The sequence below is a fragment of the Amycolatopsis australiensis genome (assembly GCF_900119165.1).
GTDB lineage: Bacteria > Actinomycetota > Actinomycetes > Mycobacteriales > Pseudonocardiaceae > Amycolatopsis > Amycolatopsis australiensis.
The window spans coordinates 2,295,459-2,320,858 of record NZ_FPJG01000006.1; the positions used below are offsets into that span (position 1 = coordinate 2,295,459).

Genomic DNA, 25,400 nt, shown 5'->3' on the forward strand with positions numbered 1-25,400 from the left:
GTGCGGTCAGATGTCCGGCCTGGTGCAGTGGGGGTCGAGCAGGCCGTCCTTGGCCACGCACGGCGTGTACCCGGCGTCCTGCAGCTCGGCCCGCGCGGCCGGGCTCGCCAGGTAGTCGAGGAACCGCTTCAGCACGCTCCCGTTCGAGGGCACGCCCTTCGTGTAGAGGTACTCGACGGTCCAGAACCGGTAGCCGGCGTCGACGGTCGTGACGTCGGGGTAGTGGCCGTCGAGCTGCACGACCGTCACCTGGCCGTCCCGCGCCGCGGCCCCCTTCGCCGCCGGGACGTCGGCGTACCCGATCGCGCCGGGCACCGCCGCGACCTCGGTCAGCACCTCGGCCGTCGTGCCGCGCTCGCAGCGCGTGGTCGCCGCGGCCGGGTCACGTTCGGGCTTGCGGCAGGAATCCGAGGTCAGCCGGTCCTCCGCGCCGCCGAGCACCTTCTGCTCGAACGTCTTGCGCGTGCCCGACTCCTGCCCGCGCCCGACGATCCCGATCGGCACCGACGGGCCGGGCCGCAGCTGCTCCCAGTCACGCACGCGGCCGCTGAAGATGTCCTTGACCTGCTGCGTCGTCAGCCGGTCGACACCGGCGGCGCGGTTGACGACCAGGCTGTACACGACCACCGCGACCGCCTTCGCTTCGAGGTCGGGCCCGGCTTCCCCGGACCGGCCGTCCGAGAGCACCGCCAGCTCGTCCTTGCCCGCCGAGTCGACCGGTCCGAGCGCGCGGACACCGGTGACGCTGCCGGTCGCGCGGGTCGTGATGGCCGCGCCCTCGCACTGGCCGTGGTACTCGGCGGCGATGCCCGCCATGATCGGGACGAACGCGCTCGACCCCTCGACCGAGAGCTTCCCGGTGGCGCACTGCGCGGTCTCGGCCGGCCGCGACCAGGACACGAGCAGGGTCGCCAGCAGCGCGCCGGTCAGCAGCACCCCGACCGCCGTCGTGATCACCGGCCAGCCGAAGCGGCGCTGCTTGCGGTCGTCCTTGATCCGGCCGGCGGCGAGCCGGGCGTGGTGGTCGATGTCCTTGCTGATCTCGCCGTCGCGCCCGTCCGGCTCGCGCAGGACGACGACCAGCTTGAACTTCTCCTTGCGCTTCAGCGAGAGCCGCGCGAACCGCACGCCGTGCCACTCGGGTGCCTCGGGCGCGGGCACACCGGCCAGCCGTTTCGGCAGCAGCGCGCGCACGAGGGACAGCTTCGCGCCCTCGGCCGGGTGCTGCGGAGTTTCGCGCGTGAAGAACTCGAGGCCGTCGCGGACGTGCTGGCGCAGGCCGTCGTCGGTGGCGTCGGACACCCGGGCGTCCCAAACGATCCGGCGGCCGAAGGTGAACGACAGCGGGATCTCGAAGTCGCCCGGCGCGATGTCGAACCCGCCGGTGTTGTGGATCCGGATCACCACCACGCTCAGCCGGCTCAGCAGCCGCGCGGTGCGTTCCAGCTGCGGATCCGCCTGCGCGGAGCCGTTTTCGCCGTCGTGCAGGTCGATCGGCGACAGCCCGATCTTGGAGTTGTACAGCACCCGGAACGTCAGCCGTCGCCGCCGGATGAAGTAGCGGTCCACGAACGGCGCGGCGATCGCGGCCAGCGCGGCGATGCCGAGGACCAGGCTGCCGGAGTCGGAGCTGAGGATCTCGGCGAGTGACTGCATCGTCGCGCCGACGCCCACCGTGCCGCTCCTCTGCCCCCGGACTCCCCAGGGCAAGCAGCCTAGGCAGCGCTCACCAGGCGTGGGGCCGTGCCGGCCGAGTGTTCACCGGTCGTTCACCGGTGGGTGCCTCGGCGACCCAGCTGGCGAGCAGGCCGAGCGCGCGTTCGGTCGCCGACCCCGGCTCGGCGTGGTAGATCACCATGCCCTGGTCGGGGTCGTCCGGCAGGCGCAGCGTCTGGTACCGCAGCCGCAGGTCGCCGACCACGGGGTTCACGATCAGCTTCCAGCCCTGGGCCTTCTCCCGCACGGCGTGCTCGGCCCACAGCTTGCGGAACTGCTCGCTGGCCAGCGAAAGCTCGCCGACCAGCCGGGCCAGCTCCGGGTCGCCCGGATACTTCCCGCTCTCCGCGCGCAGGTGCGCGACCAGCTCACGGCACACCGCGTCCCACTCCGGATGCAGCTGCTTCGCCCGTTCGTCGGTGAAGACGAGCTTCGGCATGCTGCGCTCTTCGAGGTTGCCGAAGTCGAAGGAGACCGCGCCGCCGAGAGCGTTCCAGGCCAGCACCTCCAGGTAGCGGCCGAAGACGAAGGCGGGTGCCTGGATGGCGTCGAGCAGCTGCTGCAGCTCGGGCCGCACCCGTTGCGGTGCGCTCCGCGGCCGGCGCTTCGGCGTGGCGAGGTTGCGCAGGTAGGACTCCTCGTCCGCGGTGAGGCGCAACGCGCGGGCCAGCGCGTCGAGGACCGCGTCGGAAACGTTCTTCGCCCGGCCCTGCTCCAGGCGCGTGTAGTAGTCGACGCTGATGCCGGACAGCTGCGCCAGCTCCTCCCGGCGCAGGCCCTTGACCCGCCGTTGCGTGATCCCGGGCGGCAGGCCCAGGTCGGCGGGGTCCAGGGCGGCGCGGCGTGCCTTCAGGAAGGCGCCCAGCTCGGCTGCGTCACTCATGCCTCCAGTATCGCCGCGGCCCCCGGCGGCCCGCCTGGTACTGGCGGACCCAGGTTGAGCGTGACCTGGTCCGGCCACCGCGGCCGCCGCAAGGTCGGCACCATGGAACGACGAATTCTGGGCGGTACGGGGATCTCGGTCAGCGAGTACGCGTTCGGCGCGATGATGCTCGGGCAGTGGGGCAACGCGGACCACGAAGAAGGCATCCGGATGCTGCGCACGGCGCTCGACGCCGGCATCAACTTCTGGGACACGGCCGACATGTACAGCCACGGCGAAAACGAGCAGATCGTCGGCAAGGCGCTGAAGGGCCGCCGCGACGACGTCGTGCTGGCCACCAAGGGCTTCTTCCGGATGGGTGCCGACCCCAACGAGGGTGGCCTGTCGCGCCGCTGGCTGACGCGGGCGCTGGAGGACAGCCTGCGGCGGCTCGGCACCGACTACATCGACCTGTACCAGGTCCACCGCCCCGACCCGGCGACCGACATCGAGGAGACGCTGTCGGTGCTCACGGACTTCGTGCGGGCGGGCACGGTGCGCGCGATCGGGTCGTCGGACTTCCCGGCCGAGCAGATCGTGGAAGCCCAGTGGGTGGCCGAAAAGCGCGGGCTGGTGCGGTTCCGCGCCGAGCAGCCGCCGTACTCGATCTTCAACCGGGCGATCGAGGCCGCGGTGCTGCCGACCGCGCAGAAGTACCGCATGGGCGTGCTGACCTGGAGCCCGCTGGCCAGCGGCTGGCTGTCCGGGAAGTACACGAAACCGTCCGACGTGGACCTGGCCGAGGGCCGCCGGACGTTGCAGGCGCACAAGTTCGACCCGGCGCTGCCGGAGAACGCGGTGAAGTTCGAGGCGATCGCCCGGCTCAAGAAGCTGGCCGACGACCTGGGCCGCCCGATGACCCACCTGGCGACGGCGTTCGTCCGGGCCCACCCGGGCGTGACGTCGGTGATCATCGGCCCGCGCACCCCGGAACAGCTGGACGACCTGCTGGCCGGTGCGGACCTCGTCCTGGACGACGAGGTGCTGGACCGGATCGACGAGATCGTCCCGCCGGGCACGGACCTCAACGCGGCGGAGAAGGACTACACCCCGCCCGCGTTGGCGGACAAGCGCCTCCGGCGCCGCTGACGCGGTGGCGGGCCGGGTGACTCCGGCCCGCCACCGCTGGGCACCGATCGCCGTAGCCTTGCTTCCATGCGGACCGAACCGGTCACCGAGGACACGATCGCCGAGAACCGCAGAGCGGCCGAGGAACACCCGGCCACCGGCCTGCCGCGGCTGGCCCGGAGCCTGCTGAAGTTCGGCCGGCAGCTCCCCGCCAGGCGCATCCCGTACTTCGAGGAAGCCGCGGCCATCTACCGCGGCTTGGTCGCGGGCGGAGCCGAGGAACACCTCAACGCGGCGATGCGCGCGATCTCCTCCCGGCCTGCAGTACTCACTCGCACACGCCGACGACCTGGCACTGACCGCGAAACACGAGGCCGCGGCACTCGCCCGGCGGGTCAACTCGCGCCGCGAGGGCGCCGAGAAAGAGTTCGGGCTCATCGCGGACCTCGCGGAGTCCCGGCAGTTCGCCCGGCCGGTGGCGGTCCAGCTCGAGGTGACCGACGGCTGTCGCGAGACGGGATCCGCGGCGGCTACCCGTGGCCTGACAACGTCGCGTGATCGCTGCTGGACTTGACCGTCTACCTGGACCTGGCCGGGGCGAGCCTGGAGATCGAACAAGAGGCACTGACGCTCCTGCGCCGCATGGCGCAAGACGATCCACGGCGGCTGCCGGGGTTCGCGATCTGGGCAGCCGGTGCCTCACTGCGGCTCTCCGGAACCGGCGACCACCAGGGGGCGCGAGGACTGCTGCAGGAGGCCGTCACCGCGTGCGACCGGCTGCCCGCCCAAGGCGGCCTCGGCAACTTCGGATTCCTCCAAGCCCTCCAAGCCGCGCACTTCGCCAGATCCGGCGCCGACGCCGAGCGGCCTGGCGCGGGTCGAGCGGTCCCAAGCCATCGGGCACCTCGCCGCAAGCTGCAACGCCGCCGCAGGCCGCGCTCTGCGCGAGGCACGCGACCTCTCCGCGACCACCGAGGCCCCCTGGCACTGACCGCGCGCAGGCCCGTCACTTGCCGCCGCGGGCCATGCGGAGGACGTCCAGTGCTTCGTCCAGCTGCTCCTCCGTCAGCTTGCCGTCGCGGACGTACCCGCGCTCGATCACCACTTCGCGGATCGTCTTCAGCTCCTTCAACGCCTGCTTCGCGACCGCCGCCGCCTCCTCGTAGCCGATGTACTTGTTCAGCGGCGTCACGATCGACGGCGAGCCCTCCGCGTACGTCCGCGTGCGGTCGGCGTTCACCGTGATCCCCGCGAACACCTTGTCCGCCAGCAGCCGTGACACGGCCGCGAGCAGGCGCGCCGACTCCAGGACGTTCCGGGCGATCACCGGCAGGTTGACGTTCAGCTGGAAGTTGCCCGCCGCGCCGGCGAAGGCGACCGCCGCGTCGTTGCCGATCACCTGCGCGACCACCTGCAGTGTCGCCTCCGGGATCACCGGGTTCACCTTGCCCGGCATGATCGACGAGCCCGGCTGCAGGTCCGGCAGCGCCAGCTCGGCCAGCCCGGTGCGCGGGCCGGAGCCCAGCCAGCGCAGGTCGTTGGCGATCTTGTTGAGCGACACGGCGATCGTGCGCAGGTGCCCGGACGTCTCGACGACGCTGTCCTGCGTCGCCTGCGCCTCGAAGTGGTCGCGGGCTTCGGTCAGCGGCAGCCCGGTCACCGTCGCGAGCTCGGCGGCGACCGAGGCGCCGAAGCCCTCCGGCGCGTTGAGGCCCGACCCGACCGCGGTGCCGCCGATCGGCAGCTCGCCCAGCCGCGGCAGGCCCGACTTCAGCCGTTCGACGCCGAACCGGATCTGCGCCGCCCACGCGCCCGCTTCCTGGCCGAGCGTGATCGGCACCGCGTCCATCAGGTGCGTGCGCCCGGACTTCACGACGTCGGCCCACTCGGCGGCGCGCACCTCGATCGTGCCGGCGAGGTACTCGAGCGCCGGGATGACGTCCTTGATGACGGCCTCGGTCGCGGCGACGTGGATCGTGGTCGGGAACGTGTCGTTCGACGACTGCGACGCGTTGACGTGGTCGTTCGGGTGCACGTCCCGCCCGAGCGCGCGCGAAGCCAGCGTCGCGACGACCTCGTTGGCGTTCATGTTGGACGAAGTGCCGGACCCGGTCTGGAACACGTCGATGGGGAAGTGCGCGTCGTGCTTGCCTTCCGCGACCTCGTCGGCGGCGGCCGCGATGGCGTTCGCGACGTCGGCGTCGAGCACGCCCAGCTTGAGGTTCACGCGCGCGGCGGCGGCCTTGAGCAGGCCGAGCGCGCGGATCTGGGCGCGCTCCAGGCCCCGGCCGGAGATGGGGAAGTTCTCGACGGCCCGCTGGGTCTGCGCCCGGTAGAGCGCGTCGGCGGGCACGCGGACCTCGCCCATCGTGTCGTGTTCGATCCGGTATTCCTGATCAGCCATGACATCGATTCTGGCCCTGTTCGCCGCGCGCCGCGTGGTGGTGTCGGCCACCCGGCGCGGCCGCCGGGGCTAGGATCGGCTGTGTTCTCGATCACTGCCGTCCACCACTGGCTGGAGCGAGCATGACTGACGCTGGGGATACCTACGACCTCGTGATCGTCGGTGCGGGCCCGACCGGCCTGTTCGCCGCCTACTACGCCGGGTTCCGCGGCCTTTCGATGGCGGTGGTCGACTCGTTGCCCGAGCCCGGCGGCCAGGTCACGGCGATGTACCCGGAGAAGATGATCTACGACGTCGGCGGGTTCGCCGAGGTCCGCGGCCGGGACCTGGTCGAGGGGCTGGTGAAGCAGGCCGCGCCGTGGCAGCCGGCGTACCTGCTGGGGCGCAAGGCCGAGAAGCTCGAGACCGTCGGCGACCGGATCGAGCTGACCCTCGACGGCGGGGAGACGCTCAACGCCGGCGCGGTGCTGATCACCGCGGGCATCGGCGAGTTCACCCCGCGCCCGCTGCCCGCCGGCGACGGCTGGCTCGGCCGCGGCATGGTCCACTTCGTCCCGTCGCTGCAGGCCCACGCGGGCCAGCACGTCGTGGTCGTCGGCGGCGGCGATTCGGCGTTCGACTGGGTGCTGGCCCTGCACCCGGTCGCGGCGAGCGTCACGCTCGTGCACCGCCGCGCGAAGTTCCGCGCCGCCGAGTCGATCGTCCGGCAGGCCCGCGAGCTGGGCGTCCGGATCATCACCGACGCCGAGGTCACGCGGTTCGCCGAGGCTTCGGACGGCACGCTCGAAGCGGTCGACGTCGCGGTCAAGGGCGGCGGAGTGGAGCGGCTGCCCGCCGACGCCGTCGTCGCGGCCCTCGGGTTCACCGCCGACCTCGGCCCGATCGAGAGCTGGGGCCTGGAGATCGACCACCGCGCCATCGCGGTCGACACGACGATGGCGACCGCGCGCGAACGCGTCTACGCCGCCGGTGACGTCGCCGCATATCCGGGGAAGGTCAAGCTGATCGCCACCGGCTTCGGCGAAGCCGCGACGGCGGTCAACAACATCGCCGTCGCGCTCGACCCGGAGGCTCACCTGTTCCCGGGGCACTCCAGCAACGCCGAGTAGGTCACGCCTTCGTCTTCTCCGCGATCCACGGCGCGTACGCGACAACCGAGGTGTAGATCGACGGCGCCGTCGCGCATTCCGGGTCGTTGTTGCCCGGGCGGCTGGTGACGCCGACGAGCAGCCAGTGATCGCCGTCGCGCACGATCTCGGGCCCGCCGGAGTCGCCGAAGCACGCTCCGGCCTTACCACCCGGGTTGTCGGTGCACAGCTCGGCCGTGCCGTCGAAGACCGACGTGCATTTCGCGCCTTCGACGATGTGCGTGTCGAGCTGCTGCAGCGTCGTGGGGATCCCGCCGCAGTTGAGCTTCGGGCAGGTCTGGCCCCAGCCCAGGATCCGGGTCGCGGTGCCCGGCGACGCCGCGGCCGCCAGTCCGATCGGCGCGGCCTGCACCGGCGCCGCCAGCCGCAGCAGGGCGATGTCACCCGCCGGGCTCTGTGTGTTGAACGCCGGGTTCACGATGATCTCGGCGAGCTGGGCGGCTTCGCCGCCTTCACCGGCTTCGTTCGTCCCCGCCCGGGCCGTGACCGCGGACGGCGCCTTGTCGAACGCGCAGTGCGCGGCCGTCACGACCCAGGTCGGCGCGATCAGCGCGCCGGCGCAGAAGAGCTTGCCCGACGACGAGTGCAGCGACACGGCGAACGGGTACGGCTGGTCCGCGGCCGTGCCCCCGACGATGGCGGGGGCGGCCGCGGCGGTGCCGGGGACCAGGACGAGCAGCGAGACCAGCAGGGCCGTCAGTCGCCTGGACACGGATCTCCTTACGGCAGCGGGGGAACGACGTCGTCGGCGGGCACGTCCAGGTGGCCGTCGAAGTTGACCGAGGAGTACGCCCGCAGCTTGTTGAGCCGGTGGTAGCCGTCGATCATTCTGACGGTCCCGGACTTGGACCGCATCACGATCGACTGCGTCGTCGCGCCGCCCTCGCGGTAGTGCACGCCGCGCAGCAGGTCGCCGTCGGTGACGCCGGTGGCGCAGAAGAAGACGTTGTCCCCGCGCACGAGGTCGTCGTTCAGCAGCACGCGGTCGAGGTCGTGGCCGGCGGCGAGAGCCTTCTCACGCTCGGCGTCGTCCTTCGGCCACAGCCGGCCCTGCAGCTCGCCGCCGAGGCACTTCATCGCGCAGGCCGCGATGATGCCCTCGGGTGTCCCGCCGATGCCGAGCAGCATGTCGACGCCGGTGGTCGGACGGGCCGCGGCGATGGCACCCGCGACGTCGCCGTCGGAGATGAACCGGATCCGCGCGCCCGCGTCCCGGACCTCCTTGATGATCTGCTCGTGCCGCGGGCGGTCGAGGATGCACACGGTGACATCGCTGACGCTGCTGTTCTTCGCCTTGGCGACGCGCCGGATGTTCTCCGCGATCGGCGCGCCCAGCTCGACCTTGCCCGCCGCGTCCGGCCCGACGGCCAGCTTCTCCATGTAGAACACCGCGGACGGGTCGAACATGGCGCCGCGCTCGGCGACCGCGAGCACCGCGAGGGCGTTGGGCATGCCCTTGGCCATCAGCGTGGTGCCGTCGACCGGGTCGACGGCGACGTCGCAGTCCGGGCCGTCGCCGTTGCCGACCTCTTCGCCGTTGAACAGCATGGGCGCTTCGTCCTTCTCGCCCTCGCCGATCACCACGACGCCGCGCATCGACACCGTCGAGACGAGCTGGCGCATCGCGTCGACGGCCGCGCCGTCGCCGCCGATCTTGTCGCCGCGGCCGACCCAGCGGCCGGCCGCCATCGCGGCGGCTTCGGTGACCCGGACCAGCTCCATCGCGAGGTTGCGGTCGGGCGCTTCACGACGACTCTCTGCGGTGGACATCATTGCCTCCCGGATGCTGGAACTGGCGGGTCAACAGTCTGTCAGATACCGGCCGCGTTTCCAGATACCGTGGGCATGGCCTACCTCACTGCGCGGAGTCGTCCTCCACGGACGCGAGGGCCGCTTCGATCCGCTCGCGCGCGCCTTCGAGGTGGTGCTCGCAGATCTTCGCGAGCTTCTCGCCCTTCTCCCACAACGCGAGTGACTGCTCGAGGGACAGGCCGCCGGCCTCCAGCTCGCGGACGACCTCGACGAGGCGGTCGCGGGCCTGCTCGTAGCCGAGCTCCTCGCTGGGTGTCTCACTCACGCTCGGTGTTCTCCGACCTTCCGGGCTTGCACGCTGTTCGCGCACACTACCGCGCTGGCCATCGCGTGGTCGTAGCCGACGAAGGCCAGGGCGAACTCCTGGCCGTCACCGTCCGCGATCGCCTCTTCGAGGTTCTCCTGCGCGCCGGCCACGCGCTTGCGGTGCCCGGCGCCCTCGGCGAACCACCAGAGCGAGCCGACCTGCATCGACGTCGCCTCGGACAGCCGCCGCAGCTGCGGGCCGAGGTCGCGGCGGGCGCTGCTGTGGCAGCCGGCGAGCAGCGCCGTCCAGCACTCGGCGGCGGCCCGGTCGGTGCGCACGGCCTGGTCCAGCAGCGGCCGCGCGCCGAGCTTCCTGGCCGCGTCCACGGTGAGCGGGAGGAACGTCACCTTCACCCCGGCTCTCCTTCCGCCACCGCCTTGATCGCGCCGTCGCCCACGCGCACGCGCAGCCGGGCACCGGCCTCGACTTCGGAGACGGAGCGGAGTACCTGGAGGTTGCCTTCGGCGTCCGTGAACTGCACGACCGCGTAGCCGCGGGCGAGCGTCGCCGCCGGGCCGAGCGCGGTGAGCCGGGCCCGCGCGCTGGTGAGCTCGGCCTGGTCCTTGGCGAGCAGCGTCAGCATGGCGCGGCGCGCGCGTTCGCGGTGGACGTCGACGTCGTCCTGGCGGCGCTGGATCGGGCCGAGCGGATCGGCCAGCGAGGGACGGCTGCGGATCTGGTGGAGCAGCCGTGTCTGGGTGTCGACCCAGCCGTGCAGCGCCCGGCGGCCGCGATCGCGCATCTGCCGGACCCGCTCGGTCTCCTCGCGCAGGTCGGGCACGATCCGCTTGCCGGCGTCGGTCGGCGTCGAGCAGCGCAGGTCGGCGACGTGGTCGAGCAGCGGAGTGTCCGGTTCGTGCCCGATCGCGCTGACCACCGGCGTGCCGGCGGCCGACACCGCGCGGCAGAGTGCCTCGTCGGAGAACGGCAGCAGGTCCTCGACGCTGCCGCCGCCGCGGGCGATGACGATGACGTCGATCTCGGGGTCGGCGTCCAGGATCCGCAGCGCCCGCATGACCTGCGGCACGGCCTGCGAGCCCTGCACGGCGGTGTTGAGGACCTTGAACCGGACGTGCGGCCACCGCGTCTGGGCGTTGACCAGCACGTCCCGCTCGGCGGCCGACGCACGGCCCGTGATGAGCCCGACGCCCTTCGGCAGGAACGGGACCGGCCGCTTGCGCTGCGGGGAGAACAGGCCTTCGGCGGCCAGCAGCTTGCGCAGGCGTTCGACCCGCGCCAGCAGCTCGCCGATGCCGACCGCGCGGATCTGGTCGGCACGCAGGCTGATCGTGCCGCGGCCGAAGAAGAACGACGGCTTGGCGTGCACGACCACGCTGGCGCCCTCGCGCAGCGGCGGCTCCATCTCGCGGACCAGCCAGTTCGGGCAGGTCACCGACATCGAGACGTCCGCCGAGGGGTCACGCAGCGTCAGGAACGCGGTCTGCGTGTTCGGCCGCGCGCTGATCTGCGTGACCTGGCCTTCGACCCAGACGGCGCCGAGCCGGTGGATCCAGTCGCCGATCTTGCGCGCGACGGTCCGGACCGGCCACGGCTTTTCGGCGGTGCTCGCTTCGGTCTCGGTGGTCACTGGCCGTTCTCTTGGCCGTCTTCCCCGGCCTGCTCGGCCTTGCGCGCGTTGGCGATCCGGCGGGACAGCATCCCGGTGAAGGACGAGCGGTCGGCGTGCGCGCGCTCGTACTCGAGGATCGTCTCGAGCTGGTCGATCGAGAGCTGGCGCAGCCGGGCCCGCAGCTGCGGGAGCGTGAGCTGGTCGTAGCCGGTCAGCCCGGCCGGACCCTCGTAGCCGCCGGCGCTGGTGCGGGGGATGTCGCTCTTGGCCTTCTTGTCGACCTTGGGCGTGCCGGGCTTGGGCGTCTGCGGCGGTTCTTCGGCGGCCGCCCCGGTGTCTTCGCCGGCGTCGAACTCGCCGTCGGCGTGGTCCTCGGCGAGGGCGCGTTCCTCTTCGGCCCACGGGTCGCCCAGCTCGGCTTCGAGCTCGGCGGCCGACGGGATGCGCCCGTTTATTTCGGAGCGGGGTTCCGGCACGTCGGCGACCGAGCCGAGGTCCGGGCGGGTGGGCTGGACGTCGAGGTCCTGGTCTTCGTCGAAGGTCGCCCAGCTGGGGGTGTCCTCGACCGGGCGCAGGCTCGACAGCGCGTTGTCGCCCTTGATCGCGAGCTCGGTGACGTGCTGCTGCACCCGCATGGAGGCCTGCAGCACCTGGCTGACCACGGTCACCGGCAGCCCGGCCAGCTGCCGGGGAAGTTCGCGAACCCGCTCGGCGGTGGTGACGGCGAGGCCCGCGGCGACCCGGAGGGGGAGCGGGAATGGCTTCATGGGGTCCAGCCTGCCGCATGTCCGGCCGTCTTGCCCAACCGAACGGGTGAGGCTTGTTCTGGTCAGCCCGCCGCGGCCCGCACGCGAACCGCTGGTCAGCGGGGAGCCTGCGGCGGGCGACGGCTGAACGAGCCTCATCGGGGTCGGCCGCGGGGCGTGACCTCCGGCACAGCACGGTAGAGGGACGAAGCTCACCCGAAAGGGACTTCGAGTTCGTCTCGGGGCTGCCCGTACCCTGGGTGCCATGAGTGCAGCGAGTCCCGGAATCGAGCCCGCGGGTACCCCGACGATCACCGGAACCGCTTCCGGCAAGCGAGTGCTGCTCGCGAAGCCCCGTGGTTACTGCGCGGGCGTCGACCGCGCGGTGATCGCCGTCGAGAAGGCCCTCGAGGTCTACGGCGCCCCGGTGTACGTCCGCAAGGAGATCGTGCACAACCGGCACGTGGTGGAGACGCTGCGCGAGCGCGGCGCGATCTTCGTCGACGAGACGTCCGAGGTGCCCGAGGGCGCGCTGGTGGTGTTCTCCGCCCACGGCGTCTCGCCGATGGTGCACGCGGAGGCGGCCGAACGGAACCTGCGCACGATCGACGCGACCTGCCCCCTGGTGACGAAGGTGCACAAGGAGGTCAACCGCTTCGCGAAGGACGACTACGACATCCTCCTGATCGGCCACGAGGGCCACGAAGAGGTCGAGGGCACGGCCGGCGAGGCCCCGGACAAGGTCCAGCTGGTCGACACGGCCGAGGACGTCGACAAGGTCGAGGTGCGCGACCCGTCGAAGGTGATTTGGCTGTCGCAGACGACGCTGTCGGTCGACGAGACGATGGAGCGCGTCGACCAGCTCCGCGAGCGTTTCCCGGGCTTGGCGGACCCGCCGAGCGACGACATCTGCTACGCGACGACGAACCGCCAGGTGGCGGTCAAGGCGATGGCGGCGGAGTGCGACCTGGTGCTGGTGGTCGGTTCGAAGAACTCGTCGAACTCGAAGCGCCTGGTGGAGGTGGCGCTGAAGGCGGGGGCTCGCGCGTCGTACCTGGTGGACTTCGCGCGCGAGGTGGACGAGGAGTGGCTCACCGGCGTGACGACGGTGGGCGTGACGTCGGGCGCGTCGGTGCCGGACGTGCTGGTGATGGAGCTGCTGGACTGGCTGGCCGAGCGCGGCTACGCCGACGTCGACGAGGTCACCACGGCCAACGAGAAGATCTCGTTCGCCCCGCCGAAGGAACTGCGCAAGGTCTGACCCGCGTCACGGCGGTCACCTCCCATCGGAGATGACCGCCGTTTCTGCTGGTCAGCGCTCTTCTTCGTCCCAAGGACGGGGCCGGCGCGGCGGCGTACTCCGCCCACCGGACGGCCGCCGGGGCGGCGGCGTGTCACGGCCGTCTTCGGCGGGCGGCCGCGGACGTCGCCGGGGAGCGTCACCGCTGCGGCGCGGGTCGCCGTCCTGCGGACGCGGCGTGCGACGGCCGGTCGGCGGTGGCTGCTTGCGCGCTCCGCGGTCGCGTTCGGTGGGCGCGCCCGCGCGAGGTGTGCGGCGCTCGCCGTCGGCCGGGGGACGGGGTCGCCGCGGCGGTTCGCCGTCCCGCCGGCGCTGGGCGCCCTGCGGCAGCGGCGTCTGGCCGGTGCGGCTGGACCCGGGCGGCCGCGGACGACCGCCGGCCGACGTCGACGCTGCGCGCGTCGCGGGCCGTTCGTCGTCCTCGTCGGCGGTGCGGCGGTCGGCCTTGACCTTTTTCGGGGCGTTCGGGTCGCGCTCGCGGAAGATGCGGAGGAAGCCGATCAGCAGCGTGATGCCGGTGGTGATCGCCATCGTCGGGAAGCCGTTGATCAGCGGGGTGCCGATGCTGAGGGCCTTGGACAGCGTGTCGTCGCCCTGGGAGCCGGAGGTCAGCAGGATGACACCGGGCACGGTGACGGCCAGCACGAGCGGCGGCATCACCATCGGCCCGAACAACCCGCGGCGGCGCACCGCGCAGACCGCGATCACGGACCCGGCGATGTAACAGACGGTGAAGATCGCCGGCAGGCTGCCCTGGCTCGGCTTGCCGATGAGGGCGCCCACGACCGCCAGCCCAAGGCCGACGAGGACGGCGGCCCACCAAGGCAGCCCGCGCCGGGAACCGACGACAGGACGCTCATCCCACGGCACGGGGACGTCGTCGGCATCTGGATCGCTCTGGCGATCGCGAATCGCGGTCACGAGACAACACCGTATCTCGTGGTTGTGAAGATCTTGCTAGCACCGCTGCCGACGTGGGCGTACGCCGATCCGCCGACGGGACGGGAGCGGCCCTGCCGGGGGTGGGGCGGATGCGGTCCGGCGGTCTCCTTTCTGCCGCTGGAGTGGTGGGTTGCCGCAGGTCGGAGGGTCGCCGCCGGTCTCGGCTCGGCGGTCCGGTGACCGCTTGTGGGCTGGTCGGCCGCCGACGGGAAGCCGCCGGTGAAGTCGCACAGGGCCACAGGGGCGCCCGTCCGTGGCAGCCGCTTGCCAAGGCCGCCGCTCTCGCGGTCACCAACCTCCGGTACCGCCTTCAGCCGCTACCTCGGCGGCGGCCATCGAGTGGCGGGAGCCGGCGCTGCCGGACCGCGACCTCGCGGTCCGGGTGCCGAGGCCGCTGCCCCGGGCCGGCGGTCACCAACCCCGCCGCTGCCCACAACCGCGGCCCAACCTTCCCGCTGACCGCACCCCCCGCCGTCGCGGAGCGGAGTTCAGCTTGCTGCCAGCTCGTCTCCCTTCCGCACGGGCTGAACCGGGGCCGGGCTGCCGGCCGCCTCCGTCAGTGGTGCCACGGTCGCCCGGAACGTCTCCAACGCCTCCAGCTCCCGCCGGCGAGCGGACAAGAACCGCTGCAGATGGGTGCTCGACAGGTTCAACGCCTCCACCGCGCCGCCCGCTGCTCGGTGAGCCGCCGCCGCGCCCGCTCGTACCTGCTCCACGTCCGCCTCCAGCGTGCGGTCGCTCGCTGCGAACAGGGCCGCCGATGCCAGGACGCCGAAGCCCGTCGGCCCGCACAGGAACACCCGGCGGTCTATCAGCCAGCGCAGCAGCTCCGGGTCGGTGTCCAGCGCCGCCACCACCGCAGCGTCGCTGGGGACGAACATGATCGTGCCGTAGATCGCGTCCGCCCAGCGCTGGTAGTTCTTGCCCGCCAGCTCCGCCGCTCGGGAGCGGATCTGGCGGACGTGCGCGCGCAACGCGTCGATCCGCTCCTCCGGGTCGTTCGTCTCCACCGCTTCGGCCCAGATCGCCATGCTCGCCTTCGCGTCGACCGGCACCGTGCGGTCGCCGCCCACCCGCAGCACCATGTCCGGTTTCGCCGAGCCGCCGCCCGCCACGTCCGTCTGCAGCGTGAAGTGCAGGTTCTCGCGCAGCCCGAGCGCCCGCGCCGTCTCCACCAGCACCTGCTCGCCCAGCTCGCCGCGCCCGCTGATCGAGGCGAACGCGACCTCGTACCGGCGCAACGCCAGCTGCTGCTGGTCCGCCTTGGCGCGCTCGGCCGCCACCAGCCGGGCCGCCGCGTCCGCCCGGCGCATCCCGTCGTTGTACAGCCGCCACAGCACCGCGACGGCGAACAGCAGCAGGACCGCCAGCACGATCGCCGCGGTGGTCAGCACCGTCGCCACTTCCGTCTCCTCCCTCCGGGCCGCCCGGTTCGGACCGCGGGGACATCATGGCGGACACCACCGACAAAAACCGCGACCGAACCGTCGCGCTCGGTAGCTGACCTGGGAACAAATCGAATTTTCGCGGGCGTGTTGGCCACCCGCCGCCCTCTCGGGCGTCCTGAAGGAAAGGGGGTGGGCGATGCGGCGGATCGACGTGACGGACCTGCCCGGGGACGTCGTGGCGCAGATCGACGCACTCGGGCCCGGCGAGCACCTGGTGATCACCCGGGACGGCGAGCCGGTCGCGGTCATCCGCGGCGTGGCCACCGCACCCAAGCCGTCCTACGGCCACGACGTGACCGTCGTGGCCACCGCGATGAAGCTGTCCGCTTCGGCGCGGTCCTCACTGGCCGCCGAACTCGGCGGGGACTACGTCGTGCTGGACCTCCACGCCGCACCCGCGACCGCCGACGTGCTGCTCGTCCCGCCGTCGAGCCCGCAGCTGGTCGGCCACCTCCGGGCGATGTTCCCGAAGGCCCGCGTCGTCGTCACCGAGATCGAGGACGACGAACTCGGGGTCAGCTACCGCGGCCCGGTGCACCGCATGCTCGACGCGGGCGCCGAGACCTACCTGGCCTCGACGACCATCCCGCGGCTGGCGGAGCAGCTCGACGCGGTCGCCCAGCGCCGTCAGATCGGCGCCGCCCGGCTGGAGATCGAGGCCGGCCCCTCCTGACCAGGCACCTGCTCGTGCTCGCACACACGTTCGAGTGAGTTCGCGGCGAGTCTCCGCGATTTCGTCGGGGCCGGGTCGTACCTTGGCCCCCGTGAGATTCCTGCACACCTCCGACTGGCACGTCGGCCGCACGTTCCACGGCGCCGACCTGCTCGCGGAGCAAGAGACGGTGCTCGGGCACCTCGCCGACCTCGTGGCCGGCGAGGCGGTCGACGCCGTCCTGGTGGCAGGCGACATCTACGACCGCGCGGTGCCGTCGGCCGAGGCCGTCCGGGTGGCCACCGCGGCGGTCGCGCGGATCCGCGCCGCCGGCGCGCACCTCGTGGTCACCCCGGGCAACCACGACTCCGCGCCGCGGCTGGGTGCCTTCGCCGAGTTCGCCGCGGCGGGCGGGCTGCACCTGCGCACCAACGTCGGCGGGCTGGCCGAGCCGGTGCTGTTCGACGACGACCACGGGCCGGTCGCCGTCTACGGAATCCCGTACCTGGAGCCGGAACCGGCGCGGCACGCGCTGGGCGTGCCGGACGCGCGCGGCCACACCGGCGTGCTCACCGAGGCGATGCGCCGGATCCGCGCGGACCTCGAAACCCGGCCCGGCACCCGGTCGGTCGTGCTCGCGCACGCGTTCGTCACCGGCGGCGAGCCCACGGACTCCGAGCGGACGATCGCCGTCGGCGGCGTCGAGCAGGTACCCGGCTCGGTCTTCGACGGCGTCGACTACGTCGCGCTCGGCCACCTCCACGGGCCGCAGACGCTCGCCGGGCACCTGCGCTACTCCGGCAGCCCGCTGGCGTACTCGTTTTCCGAGGCCCGCCAACGCAAATCGGTCTGGCTGGTCGACCTCGACGAGACCGGGCTCGCCGAAGTCCGGCGCCACGAGCTGCCGGTCCCGAGGGCGCTCGCCACTCTCCGGGGCGACATCGAGGACCTGCTCGCGGACCCGGAACACGACAAGTACCTCGAGCACTTCCTGTCGGTCACGGTCACCGACCGGGTGCGCCCGGTCGACGCCATGCGGCGGCTGCGGGAGCGGTTCCCGTACGCGGTCCACCTGGACTGGGCGCCCGAGGGCGGATCCGCCGGTACCCCGCTGCGGTACTCGGACGCCGTGCGCGGCCGGTCGGACATCGAGATCTCGCGCAGCTTCCTCGACGACTGCCGGGGCGCCCCACCGACCGAAAGCGAAGAGCAGCTCCTCTTCAAAGCCCTCGAAGCGGCCGACCGGGGGGCGCTCGCGAAATGAGGCTGCACAGGCTGGAGGTCGAAGCCTTCGGACCGTACTGCGCGCGCGAAATGGTCGACTTCGACGTGCTCGGCGCCGACGGCCTCTTCCTCCTGCACGGCGAAACCGGGGCGGGCAAGACGACGCTGCTCGACGCGATCGCGTTCGCGTTGTTCGGCGTGGTTCCCGGGGCGCGCAACGAAGCCAAGCGGCTGCGCTGCGACCTGGCCGAGCCCGACCAGATCACCGAGGTCTCCCTCGAACTCACCGTGCAGGGCCACCGGCTGAAGATCGTGCGCAACCCGGAGTACCAGCGGCCGAAGCGGCGCGGCGAGGGCACGACCACCCAGCAGGCACGGGTGTCGCTGAGCTGGATCGGCGCCGCGCCCGCCGGGCTTCCGCCGGAAGGGCTGATCCGGATCGAGGAAGTCGCCCGTACCGTCGAGCGGCTGCTCGGCATGACAGCGGCGCAGTTCTTCCAGGTCGTGCTGCTGCCGCAGGGCGAGTTCGCCCGGTTCCTGCGCTCGGACACCGCCGAGCGCGAGAAGCTCCTCGAACGGCTCTTCGGCACCGAGCGCTTCGCCGACGTCGAACGGTGGTTCGCCGACCTGCGGGCCGAACGCGGCCGCGAACTGGAGCAGCAGCAAGGCAGGGTGCGCGAGCTGCTGGCCCGGTACGCGCAGGAGGCCCAGCAGGACCCGCCCGAGTCCGGTGTCGCCGAATGGGTCGACAACGTCCTGGCCGCGTCCGAAGCACGCGTCGAGCAGGTCACGGCCGAGGAGGAACGGGCGCGGGCGGCGGCGCAGCGGGCGGACGTCTACCTGCAGGAGGAACGGGCCGGCGCCGAGAAGATCCGGCGGGTCCGCACGGCACACCTGCGGCTCCTGGAGATCACCGAGCAGGCGCCGCAGCGCGCCGAGTGGGCGCGGGAGGTCGCGGCGGCGCGGCGGGCCGCCGGCGTCGCCGTTGAGGCCGACCTGCTGGACCGGCGGGTCGCCGAACTGGCCGAGGCCGAACAAGCGGAGAAGAACCGTGGCGCACGGCTGCGGGAGTTCGGCACCCGCGCGACCGGCGACCTCAAGGCGCGGGCGGCCGCCGCGCGCGAAGAAGCCGGTGCGGTGGCCGAGCTGGTCGCCGAGGCCGAGCAGCAGCAGCTCGACATCATGCGGCGAGACGACCGGAAGCTGGCCGCCGTCACGGCCCGGGAGCAGGCCGAAACGCTGACCGCCGAGCTGGCCGCGATCCCCGGCCAGCTGGCGAAACTGCGCGAGGACGCGGTCGCGGCGGCCGAGGCCGAGGCGAAGCTCGACGGGGCACGCGCCAGGGTCGAGGAGCTGACGGCCGTCGCGCGTGACGCGGCCGAGCTGCCCGGAGCGCAGGCGAAAGTCCAGCGCGGCGAGGCGAAGCTGCGCGAAGTGGTCGACACGCATCAGGCAGCCCGGCAGCACCGGCTCGACCTGCGGGAACGGCGGCTCGACGGGATGGCGGCGGAGCTCGCCGCCGCGTTGCCGGAGGGCGCGCCGTGCCCGGTGTGCGGGTCGGCGGAGCATCCGGCGAAGGCCGACCGGGACGCCGAACTGGTCGACCCGGCCGAGGAGCGGGCCGCCGAAGAGGCCGAGCAGGCCGCCGACGCGATGCGGCAGCGGGTCGTGGCCGCGCTGGAAGAGGCGAAGGCGCGGCTGGCGGGACTGCTCGAACGCCTGGCCGGGCGCACAGCGGAGTCCGTCGCGGCCGAGCTGGCGGAGGCCAAGGAGACCGTCGCGACGCTCACGCGGCAGGCGTCCGGGAAGGCGAAGCTCGGCCAGCAGGTCATCCTCCTGGAACGCGACCTGGAAACGCGGACCGAACGCCTGCGCCAGGTCGAGCAGGCCGCGGTCGAAGCGACGACCGACGTCCGGGCCCTGGACGAGCGGCTCGCCGAGCGCGAACGCCGTCTGGTCGCCGGACGCGGCGAGTTCGCGGACGTCTCCGCCCGGCGCGAGCACCTGATCGGCCTCGCCGAAGCCCTCGAAGCGGTCGCCGAGGCCCGGACGGCGGTCGCTGGCGCCCGGGAGCGCGTGGCCCAGCAGCGCGCGCTGGTCGACGCCGCGGTCAAGGCGAAGGGGTTCACGTCGCTGAAGAAGGCACGCGCCGCGATGCTGCCGGACGAGCAGATCGAAAAACTGGAACAGGGCATCGCGGAGGCCGAGGCCGCCGCGGCGGGGGCGCGGGCGCTGCTGTCCGAGCCCGACCTGTTCGGGATCTCACCGGACGACGTCGCGGACGTCGACCGCGCGGCCGACGCGGCCGAAGTCGCACGGGCCCGTGCCGACTCCGCGTACGCGGCGCTGCGCGTGGCGACGGCCCAGCACGAGGAATTGACGCGGCTGGCCGGGTTGCTGCGCAACGCGCTCGCCGGGCTGGCTCCCGCCGAAGCGGCGTACGCCGAACTGCGCGCGCTCGCGGACGTCGTCAACGGGCGCGGGCAGAACAGCCGGAAGATGTCGCTGCGCTCGTACGTGCTGGCCGCGCGGCTGGAGGAGGTGGCGGTCGCCGCCACGCACCGGCTGCGGACGATGAGCCAGGGGCGCTATTCGTTCGTGCACTCGGACGCCGCGGGGGCGCGCGGTACCCGCGGCGGCCTGGGCATCGACGTGCTCGACGACTACTCGGGCACGATCCGCCCGGCGAAGACGCTCTCCGGCGGTGAGTCGTTCCTCGCGTCGCTGGCCCTGGCGCTCGGGCTGGCCGACGTCGTCGCCGGCGAGACCGGCGGCGCGCTGCTGGACACGCTGTTCGTCGACGAGGGATTCGGCACGCTGGACGCCGAAACCCTCGACGTCGTGATGAACATCCTCGACGAGCTCCGCGCGGGCGGCCGGGTGGTCGGCCTGGTCTCGCACGTCGAGGAGCTGCGGCAGCGCATCCCGACGCGGCTGCGGGTCCGCAAGTCCCGCACGGGCTCGACCTTGGAGGTGCGCGCCGGCTGACGGCTCGGACAAGATGAAGGCATGACGGACCAGCCGCCGAACGGCCTGCCCCGCTACCGCCTGCTCACCGGCCCGGACGACGCGAAGTTCTGCCACCGGGTCAGCGAGGCGCTCGAACTCGGTTACCGCCTGCACGGCTCGCCGGCCGCGACGTTCGACGGCGGCCAGGTGATCGTCGCGCAGGCGCTGCTGTGGCGGGGCGAGCAGGGCTGACGGCGCGTCAGGCCGCCGCGTGCCGGAGGTACATCGCGGCGTAGGAACACCAGGGCGTCCAGCTCCGCGCGCGCTCCGGCAGTGAGTCCGGCGCGATGCCCAGGGCCGTGGCGCCCCGCCGGACCGTGGCGTCCTCGGCCAGCAGGACGTCCGGGGCGCCGAGGACGCGCATGAGCACGTAGTCCGCCGTCGACGCGTCGAGGCCCGGGCACGCCAGCAGCTCGGCCCGGAGTTCGGCCGCCTCCCGGCCGACGTGCACGTCCAGGCGGCCTTCGGCCAGTGCGGACGCGACGCTGGTCACCGTCTCCGAGACCTGCGCGGCCGCGATCCGGGCCGCGTCCGGGAAGAGCCGCGTGACGCCCCACTCGGCCGGGACCTCGTCGCCGAGCGACGCCACCTCGGCGCTTCGCGGGCCGAGCAGGGCGCGCAGCAGCAGCTCCTCGCCGTCGACGGCGCCCGGCACCCGGATGCCGGGCACGGCCGTGACGACCGGGGCCAGCGCCGGGTCCGCGCCGAGGACCCGCGTGACCGCGGACGGGTCGGCGTCGAGGTCGAGCAGCCGGCGCACCCGGCTGACCGCGCTGCCGAGGTCACGCAGGTCGGCCAGCGACAGCTCGCAGCGCACGTGGTCGGGCTGCGGCGTCAGCCGTACGACGCCGGTGCCGTGGGGCAGCCGCAACGTCCGGGCGTAGGACTCCGAAGTGAGGTCTTCGACGCCCGCAACCGCGTGAGCTGCGAAGTAGCGAAGCAACCCAGCCGCGTCGAACGGCGGCCTGAACGGCAACCGCAGGCTGAGCCGCGTCCCGCTGACGTCGCCCTCGCGTCTGCGACGCGACGCAGCGAAGGCGCGAAGCTGCGAAGGAGTCGTCGCGAAGACTTCGCGGATGGTCTCGTTGAACTGCCGGACGCTGGAGAAGCCCGCCGCGAACGCGACGTCCGTCAGCGGCAGCTCGGACATTTCGATGAGCAGGCGGGCCGAGTGCGCCCGGTGGGCGCGGGCCAGCGCGAGCGGCCCCGCGCCCAGCTCGGCGGTGAGCACCCGGCCGAGCTGGCGTTCCGAGTAGCCGAGCCGGCGCGCGAGGCCGGGGACGCCTTCGCGTTCGACGGTCCCGTCGGAGATCAGGCGCATCGCCCGCGCCGCGAGGTCGGCGCGCACGTTCCAGTCCGGCGACCCGGGCACGGCGTCGGGCAGGCAGCGGCGGCAGGCGCGGAAGCCGTTGGCCTGGGCGGCCGCCGACGTCGGGAAGAAGCGGACGTTCTGCGCCTTCGGCGTCGACGCCGGGCAGGACGGGCGGCAGTAGATGCCGGTCGTGCGGACCGCCATGATGAACTGGCCGTCGAAGCGCGAGTCGCGGGCGGTGACCACGCGGTAGCAGCGTTCGGTGTCCCGCCAGAGCGCGGGCGGCTCGGTTGTCGTGACCATGCCTTCGAGCATGCCAGCAGGTCAGCGCGGTCGCTGGCGGAAATCCGACGCGGCGTTGGGTGCGTGGGGCCCGGGCGGGGCGGGCACGTAGACTGCGAGGTCGTGAGCCTCACCCTCGGTATCGTCGGCCTGCCCAACGTCGGCAAGTCCACTCTGTTCAACGCGCTGACCCGCAACGACGTGCTCGCCGCGAACTACCCGTTCGCGACGATCGAGCCGAACGTCGGCGTGGTGCCGCTGCCGGACCCCCGGCTGGACAAGCTGGCCGAGCTGTTCCACTCGGAGAAGACCGTCCCGGCGGTGGTGTCCTTTGTGGACATCGCGGGCATCGTCAAGGGCGCGTCCGAGGGTGCCGGGCTGGGCAACAAGTTCCTCGCGAACATCCGTGAGGCCAATGCCATCTGCCAGGTCATCCGCGTGTTCGACGACCCGGACGTGGTGCACGTCGACGGCCGGATCGACCCGTCGAGCGACATCGAGACGATCAACACCGAGCTGATCCTCGCCGACCTGCAGACCCTCGACAAGGCGCTGCCGCGGCTGGAGAAGGAAGCGCGGACGAAGAAGGAGAACAAGCCCGCGCTGGACAACGCGCAGAAGGCGAAGGAGATCCTCGACGCCGGCCGCACGCTCTTCCAGGCACAGAAGGAGGTCGACTTCGCGGCGCTGCGCGAGCTGAGCCTGCTGACCACGAAGCCGTTCCTGTACGTGTTCAACGCCGACGAGTCGGTGCTCACCGACGAGGCCCGCCGCGAAGAGCTGACCAAGCTGGTCGCCCCGGCGGACGCGGTGTTCCTCGACGCGAAGGTCGAGGCGGAGCTGCTGGAGCTGGACGACGAGGAGTCGGTCCGCGAGCTGCTGGAGTCGGTCGGCCAGCCGGAGCCGGGCCTGTACTCGCTGGCCCGCGCGGGCTTCCACACGCTCGGCCTGCAGACGTACCTGACGGCGGGCCCGAAGGAATCCCGCGCGTGGACGATCCCGCAGGGCGCGACGGCCCCCCAGGCGGCGGGGGTGATCCACACGGACTTCGAGCGCGGCTTCATCAAGGCGGAGATCGTGTCGTTCGACGACCTGATGGAGGCCGGCTCGATGGCGGCGGCGCGGGCGGCGGGCAAGGTCCGCATGGAGGGCAAGGACTACGTCATGGCCGACGGCGACGTGGTCGAGTTCCGTTTCAACGTGTGAGCCGTTGCGGCTCCGGATGCCCGACGATCGACCTGGACGACGGCGGAGGCCAGCCGGGTAGCGACGGCACCACGCTCCGGCCGTCCGGCTCTGCCACGCTCGGCGGCGTGACCGCTTACGTGATCTCCGAAGTCGAAGTCCTCGACGAAGCCCAAGCCCGGCGTTACCGCGAGCTGGCCCAGGCCTCGATCGAGGCGCACGGTGGGCGTTACCTCGCTAGAGGGGCGGTCCCGGCCGCGCTCGAAGGACCGGCCGGCGACGGCCGTCTCGTCATCGTCGAGTTTCCCGATCGGGGGACCGCAGAACGCTGGTACGGCTCCGATGAGTACGCCGCCGCCCTCGGGATCAGGGCGACGGCGCTTCGGCGACGGCTGCTGCTCGTCGACGGGGTCGGCTAGCCGAGGAGGCCCAGCAGCGCGATCGCGATCAGGACCACCGCCGGGGCGAGGGCGTTGATCCAGGCGCGCTGGGCGGGGGTGGGGGCGGCGGGGCTGTTCATGGCGTTCCCAAGGTCGGACCGATGCTTCCGCAGGAACAGCGCGCCGATCACGTCCCGCGTTAGCAGGTGTGATCGAACTCTCAGCCGTCCAGGTGATGGCGGTTGCGGGCGGTGAACCAGAGCACGCCGCCGGCCGCCGCCACCATCGACGCGAACGCCGCTGCTCCCACCACGATTGCCTGGGTCATGCTCGTCTCCCTCCTGGAATGGTCCGGTAACCGAGAGACGTCGAAACCCGCGAAAAGTGCACTCAGAGTTACCGGGATCACAGTCCCGAGATGACCGAGTCGATCTGCGCGGCCAGGTCGAAGTCCTTCGCCGTGAGGCCGCCCGCCGAATGCGTGCTGAGCCGGAACGTCAGCGTGCGCCAGCGGATGTCGATGTCGGGGTGGTGGTCGGCCGCTTCGGCCAGCTCCGCGACGCGGTCCACCACCTCGATCGCCTGCGGGAAGCTCGCCAGTTCCACCTCGCGGGAGATCACCGATCCGGATCGGGTCCAGTGCTCACCCAGCCGGGCGTCGGCCTCGGAGTCGCTCAACAGTTCCGTCATGTCTCCATGGTCGTCCGTCCTGGACTACGCTGCACGGTTGCCACGGGAGTCCGGTGAGCCGGGCTGAGAGGCGGGTCACCCCGCGACCGTTCGCACCTGACCGGATCATGCCGGCGAAGGGAGGGCTTTCCCCTCCTCGTCCGGCGAAGTGCAGGAGGGGTAGATGAAACGCAGGGCTGTTCGCGCCGCGACGGCCATCGCCGCCGTCAGCGCCGTCGCCGCGGGGTGCTCGCTGTCGGACGGTGACGGTGGCACGCAGCAGACGCCCACCGTCACCCTCGTGACGCACGATTCGTTCCTGGCGCCGCAGGAGGTGCTCGACGCCTTCCAGCGGCAGTCCGGCATCAAGATCTCCGTGCTCAAGCAGGGTGACGCCGGTTCGCTGACCAACAAGCTCGTGCTCACCAAGGCCAACCCGGTCGGCGACGTCGCGTACGGCGTCGACTCGACCTTCGCCTCGCGCGCCCTGCAGGAAGGCGTCTTCGAGCCCTACACGAGCCCGGAGGCCGACCGCGGCCCGCAGCGCTACGCCGTCGACCCCGAGCACCGCCTGTCCGCGGTCGACGTCGGCGACGTCTGCGTCAACGTCGACACGAACTACTTCGCCGCCAAGGGCATCCCGGCGCCGGCCGGCTACGACGACCTCGCCGACCCCAAGTACAAGGACCTGCTGGTCGCCGAGGACCCGGCCACGGCGTCGCCCGGGCTGGCGTTCCTCCTCGGCACCATCGCGAAATACGGCGATGGTGGCTGGAAGGACTACTGGACCAGGCTGAAGGCCAACGGCGTCAAGGTCGTCAGCGGCTGGGAAGAGGCCTACACGAAGGACTTCTCCGGCTCGTCCGGCAAGGGGCCGCGGCCGATCGTCGTCTCCTACGCGTCGTCGCCCGCCGCCGAAATCGGTGATGACGGCAAGCCGCGCACCAAGGCGCTGCTCGACACCTGCTACCGGCAGGTCGAGTACGCCGGCGTGCTGGCGAACGGCAAGCAGGTCGAGAACGCGCGCAAGGTCGTCGACTTCCTGCTCTCGCAGCAGTTCCAGGCGACCGTCGCGGCCAACATGTACGTCTACCCGGCGCGCCAGGGCGTCGACCTGCCCGCCGGCTGGGCGCAGGTCGCGCCGCTGCCGCAGAAGCCGCAGACGCTGCCCGCCGACCAGGTGCAGGCCGGCCGCGAGAAGTGGATCGGCGAATGGCGCACGCTCATGCAGTGACACCCGTGGCTCCGCCCCCGGCCGGGGGCTCCGCCACCCGGAAACCAACGGCCCCGCCGCGAACCGCCCG

General features: G+C 72.3%; 23 protein-coding genes and 1 riboswitch. Of the genes, 10 read left to right on the forward strand and 13 right to left on the reverse strand.

Annotated elements, in window-relative coordinates; all coding sequences use genetic code 11:
- Positions 1–6: 6 nt before the first annotated feature.
- Entirely contained in the window at positions 7–1,674 is a 1,668-nt protein-coding gene (locus tag BT341_RS12305; protein WP_084742840.1) for a PstS family phosphate ABC transporter substrate-binding protein, read from the reverse strand.
- Positions 1,675–1,726: 52 nt separating this feature from the next.
- The gene (locus BT341_RS12310) at positions 1,727–2,599 is read right to left on the reverse strand and encodes a helix-turn-helix domain-containing protein (protein WP_072476418.1); all 873 of its coding nucleotides are present in this window, start codon (positions 2,597–2,599) and stop codon (positions 1,727–1,729) included.
- A 102-nt stretch (positions 2,600–2,701) separates the two neighbouring features.
- Here BT341_RS12310 and BT341_RS12315 point away from each other — a divergent pair, with 102 nt between their 5' ends.
- Positions 2,702–3,727, forward strand: coding sequence for an aldo/keto reductase (locus BT341_RS12315; protein WP_072481915.1), 1,026 nt, complete (start codon positions 2,702–2,704; stop codon positions 3,725–3,727).
- Between the two features lie 985 nt (positions 3,728–4,712).
- Here the strand turns inward: BT341_RS12315 and BT341_RS12325 are convergent.
- Positions 4,713–6,110 (reverse strand): class II fumarate hydratase, encoded by a 1,398-nt coding sequence (locus tag BT341_RS12325; RefSeq protein ID WP_072476420.1) that lies wholly within the window; start codon positions 6,108–6,110, stop codon positions 4,713–4,715.
- Positions 6,111–6,232: 122 nt separating this feature from the next.
- On the opposite strand from BT341_RS12325, the gene BT341_RS12330 reads away from it, so the two are divergent.
- On the forward strand, positions 6,233–7,219 hold the full coding sequence (locus tag BT341_RS12330) for an NAD(P)/FAD-dependent oxidoreductase (RefSeq protein WP_072476421.1): 987 nt from the start codon (positions 6,233–6,235) through the stop codon (positions 7,217–7,219).
- 1 nt (position 7,220) lies between these two features.
- Here BT341_RS12330 and BT341_RS12335 read toward each other — a convergent pair whose 3' ends face one another.
- From BT341_RS12335 to BT341_RS12360, 6 genes are all read right to left on the reverse strand, one after another.
- Positions 7,221–7,970, reverse strand: a complete 750-nt coding sequence (locus tag BT341_RS12335) for a S1 family peptidase (RefSeq protein WP_072476422.1) — start codon at positions 7,968–7,970, stop codon at positions 7,221–7,223.
- 8 nt (positions 7,971–7,978) lie between these two features.
- Positions 7,979–9,028 (reverse strand): class II fructose-bisphosphatase, encoded by a 1,050-nt coding sequence (gene glpX / locus BT341_RS12340; RefSeq protein ID WP_072476423.1) that lies wholly within the window; start codon positions 9,026–9,028, stop codon positions 7,979–7,981.
- A gap of 85 nt (positions 9,029–9,113) precedes the next feature.
- Complete coding sequence (locus BT341_RS12345) at positions 9,114–9,335, reverse strand: exodeoxyribonuclease VII small subunit (protein ID WP_072476424.1); 222 nt, start codon at positions 9,333–9,335, stop codon at positions 9,114–9,116.
- Positions 9,332–9,730, reverse strand: coding sequence for a hypothetical protein (locus BT341_RS12350; protein ID WP_072476425.1), 399 nt, complete (start codon positions 9,728–9,730; stop codon positions 9,332–9,334). Before BT341_RS12350 ends, BT341_RS12345 begins: the two co-directional genes overlap by 4 nt.
- Entirely contained in the window at positions 9,727–10,965 is a 1,239-nt protein-coding gene (xseA, locus tag BT341_RS12355) for an exodeoxyribonuclease VII large subunit (protein ID WP_072476426.1), read from the reverse strand. The genes BT341_RS12350 and xseA overlap by 4 nt, the downstream gene beginning before the upstream one ends.
- Positions 10,962–11,714 carry a lipid droplet-associated protein gene (locus BT341_RS12360; RefSeq protein WP_072476427.1) on the reverse strand — a complete coding sequence of 251 codons (753 nt, stop codon included), beginning with the start codon at positions 11,712–11,714 and terminating at the stop codon, positions 10,962–10,964. Before BT341_RS12360 ends, xseA begins: the two co-directional genes overlap by 4 nt.
- A gap of 244 nt (positions 11,715–11,958) precedes the next feature.
- Here BT341_RS12360 and BT341_RS12365 point away from each other — a divergent pair, with 244 nt between their 5' ends.
- Entirely contained in the window at positions 11,959–12,954 is a 996-nt protein-coding gene (locus tag BT341_RS12365) for a 4-hydroxy-3-methylbut-2-enyl diphosphate reductase (RefSeq protein ID WP_072476428.1), read from the forward strand.
- A 51-nt stretch (positions 12,955–13,005) separates the two neighbouring features.
- Here the strand turns inward: BT341_RS12365 and BT341_RS12370 are convergent, their stop codons facing one another.
- Both BT341_RS12370 and BT341_RS12375 read right to left on the reverse strand, forming a co-directional pair.
- Complete coding sequence (locus BT341_RS12370) at positions 13,006–13,776, reverse strand: DUF6542 domain-containing protein (RefSeq protein ID WP_342750206.1); 771 nt, start codon at positions 13,774–13,776, stop codon at positions 13,006–13,008.
- 647 nt (positions 13,777–14,423) lie between these two features.
- Positions 14,424–15,338: a DNA recombination protein RmuC gene (locus BT341_RS12375; RefSeq protein WP_072476430.1), complete on the reverse strand. Its 915-nt coding sequence runs from the start codon at positions 15,336–15,338 to the stop codon at positions 14,424–14,426.
- A 181-nt stretch (positions 15,339–15,519) separates the two neighbouring features.
- On the opposite strand from BT341_RS12375, the gene BT341_RS12380 reads away from it, so the two are divergent.
- The 4 genes from BT341_RS12380 (at position 15,520) to BT341_RS12395 (ending at position 20,460) form a co-directional block, all read left to right on the forward strand.
- Complete coding sequence (locus BT341_RS12380; RefSeq protein WP_072476431.1) at positions 15,520–16,056, forward strand: hypothetical protein; 537 nt, start codon at positions 15,520–15,522, stop codon at positions 16,054–16,056.
- Between the two features lie 91 nt (positions 16,057–16,147).
- Positions 16,148–17,299 carry an exonuclease SbcCD subunit D gene (locus BT341_RS12385; RefSeq protein WP_072476432.1) on the forward strand — a complete coding sequence of 384 codons (1,152 nt, stop codon included), beginning with the start codon at positions 16,148–16,150 and terminating at the stop codon, positions 17,297–17,299.
- Entirely contained in the window at positions 17,296–20,247 is a 2,952-nt protein-coding gene (locus tag BT341_RS12390) for an AAA family ATPase (RefSeq protein WP_072476433.1), read from the forward strand. The genes BT341_RS12385 and BT341_RS12390 overlap by 4 nt, the downstream gene beginning before the upstream one ends.
- 21 nt (positions 20,248–20,268) lie before the next feature.
- Positions 20,269–20,460 (forward strand): DUF1737 domain-containing protein, encoded by a 192-nt coding sequence (locus BT341_RS12395; RefSeq protein WP_072476434.1) that lies wholly within the window; start codon positions 20,269–20,271, stop codon positions 20,458–20,460.
- 7 nt (positions 20,461–20,467) lie between these two features.
- On the opposite strand, the gene BT341_RS12400 is transcribed toward BT341_RS12395, so the two are convergent.
- Positions 20,468–21,883: an AlkA N-terminal domain-containing protein gene (locus BT341_RS12400; protein ID WP_143168537.1), complete on the reverse strand. Its 1,416-nt coding sequence runs from the start codon at positions 21,881–21,883 to the stop codon at positions 20,468–20,470.
- A gap of 102 nt (positions 21,884–21,985) precedes the next feature.
- Between BT341_RS12400 and ychF the strand changes: the two genes are divergently transcribed.
- The gene (gene ychF / locus BT341_RS12405; protein ID WP_072476436.1) at positions 21,986–23,068 is read left to right on the forward strand and encodes a redox-regulated ATPase YchF; all 1,083 of its coding nucleotides are present in this window, start codon (positions 21,986–21,988) and stop codon (positions 23,066–23,068) included.
- Positions 23,069–23,175: 107 nt separating this feature from the next.
- Positions 23,176–23,466 (forward strand): DUF1330 domain-containing protein, encoded by a 291-nt coding sequence (locus BT341_RS12410; protein WP_072481916.1) that lies wholly within the window; start codon positions 23,176–23,178, stop codon positions 23,464–23,466.
- 366 nt (positions 23,467–23,832) lie between these two features.
- Here BT341_RS12410 and BT341_RS12415 read toward each other — a convergent pair whose 3' ends face one another.
- A complete protein-coding gene (locus BT341_RS12415) occupies positions 23,833–24,117 on the reverse strand; it encodes a 4a-hydroxytetrahydrobiopterin dehydratase (RefSeq protein ID WP_072476437.1) in 285 nt (94 codons plus the stop codon).
- 32 nt (positions 24,118–24,149) lie between these two features.
- Positions 24,150–24,257, forward strand: a riboswitch (TPP riboswitch).
- 23 nt (positions 24,258–24,280) lie between these two features.
- On the opposite strand from BT341_RS12415, the gene BT341_RS12420 reads away from it, so the two are divergent.
- Positions 24,281–25,330, forward strand: a complete 1,050-nt coding sequence (locus BT341_RS12420; protein ID WP_072476438.1) for a thiamine ABC transporter substrate-binding protein — start codon at positions 24,281–24,283, stop codon at positions 25,328–25,330.
- Positions 25,331–25,400 lie beyond the last annotated feature (70 nt).

Coding starts and splice junctions, on each gene's coding strand:
- BT341_RS12380 (WP_072476431.1), top strand. CDS start 15,520: ATGCGGCGGATCGACGTGACGGACCTGCCCGGGGACGTCGTGGCGCAG.
- BT341_RS12395 (WP_072476434.1), top strand. CDS start 20,269: ATGACGGACCAGCCGCCGAACGGCCTGCCCCGCTACCGCCTGCTCACC.
- BT341_RS12330 (WP_072476421.1), top strand. CDS start 6,233: ATGACTGACGCTGGGGATACCTACGACCTCGTGATCGTCGGTGCGGGC.
- BT341_RS12310 (WP_072476418.1), bottom strand. CDS start 2,599: ATGAGTGACGCAGCCGAGCTGGGCGCCTTCCTGAAGGCACGCCGCGCC.
- BT341_RS12325 (WP_072476420.1), bottom strand. CDS start 6,110: ATGGCTGATCAGGAATACCGGATCGAACACGACACGATGGGCGAGGTC.
- glpX (WP_072476423.1), bottom strand. CDS start 9,028: ATGTCCACCGCAGAGAGTCGTCGTGAAGCGCCCGACCGCAACCTCGCG.
- BT341_RS12400 (WP_143168537.1), bottom strand. CDS start 21,883: ATGGTCACGACAACCGAGCCGCCCGCGCTCTGGCGGGACACCGAACGC.
- BT341_RS12415 (WP_072476437.1), bottom strand. CDS start 24,117: ATGACGGAACTGTTGAGCGACTCCGAGGCCGACGCCCGGCTGGGTGAG.
- BT341_RS12315 (WP_072481915.1), top strand. CDS start 2,702: ATGGAACGACGAATTCTGGGCGGTACGGGGATCTCGGTCAGCGAGTAC.
- BT341_RS12365 (WP_072476428.1), top strand. CDS start 11,959: ATGAGTGCAGCGAGTCCCGGAATCGAGCCCGCGGGTACCCCGACGATC.
- BT341_RS12390 (WP_072476433.1), top strand. CDS start 17,296: ATGAGGCTGCACAGGCTGGAGGTCGAAGCCTTCGGACCGTACTGCGCG.
- BT341_RS12420 (WP_072476438.1), top strand. CDS start 24,281: ATGAAACGCAGGGCTGTTCGCGCCGCGACGGCCATCGCCGCCGTCAGC.
- BT341_RS12360 (WP_072476427.1), bottom strand. CDS start 11,714: ATGAAGCCATTCCCGCTCCCCCTCCGGGTCGCCGCGGGCCTCGCCGTC.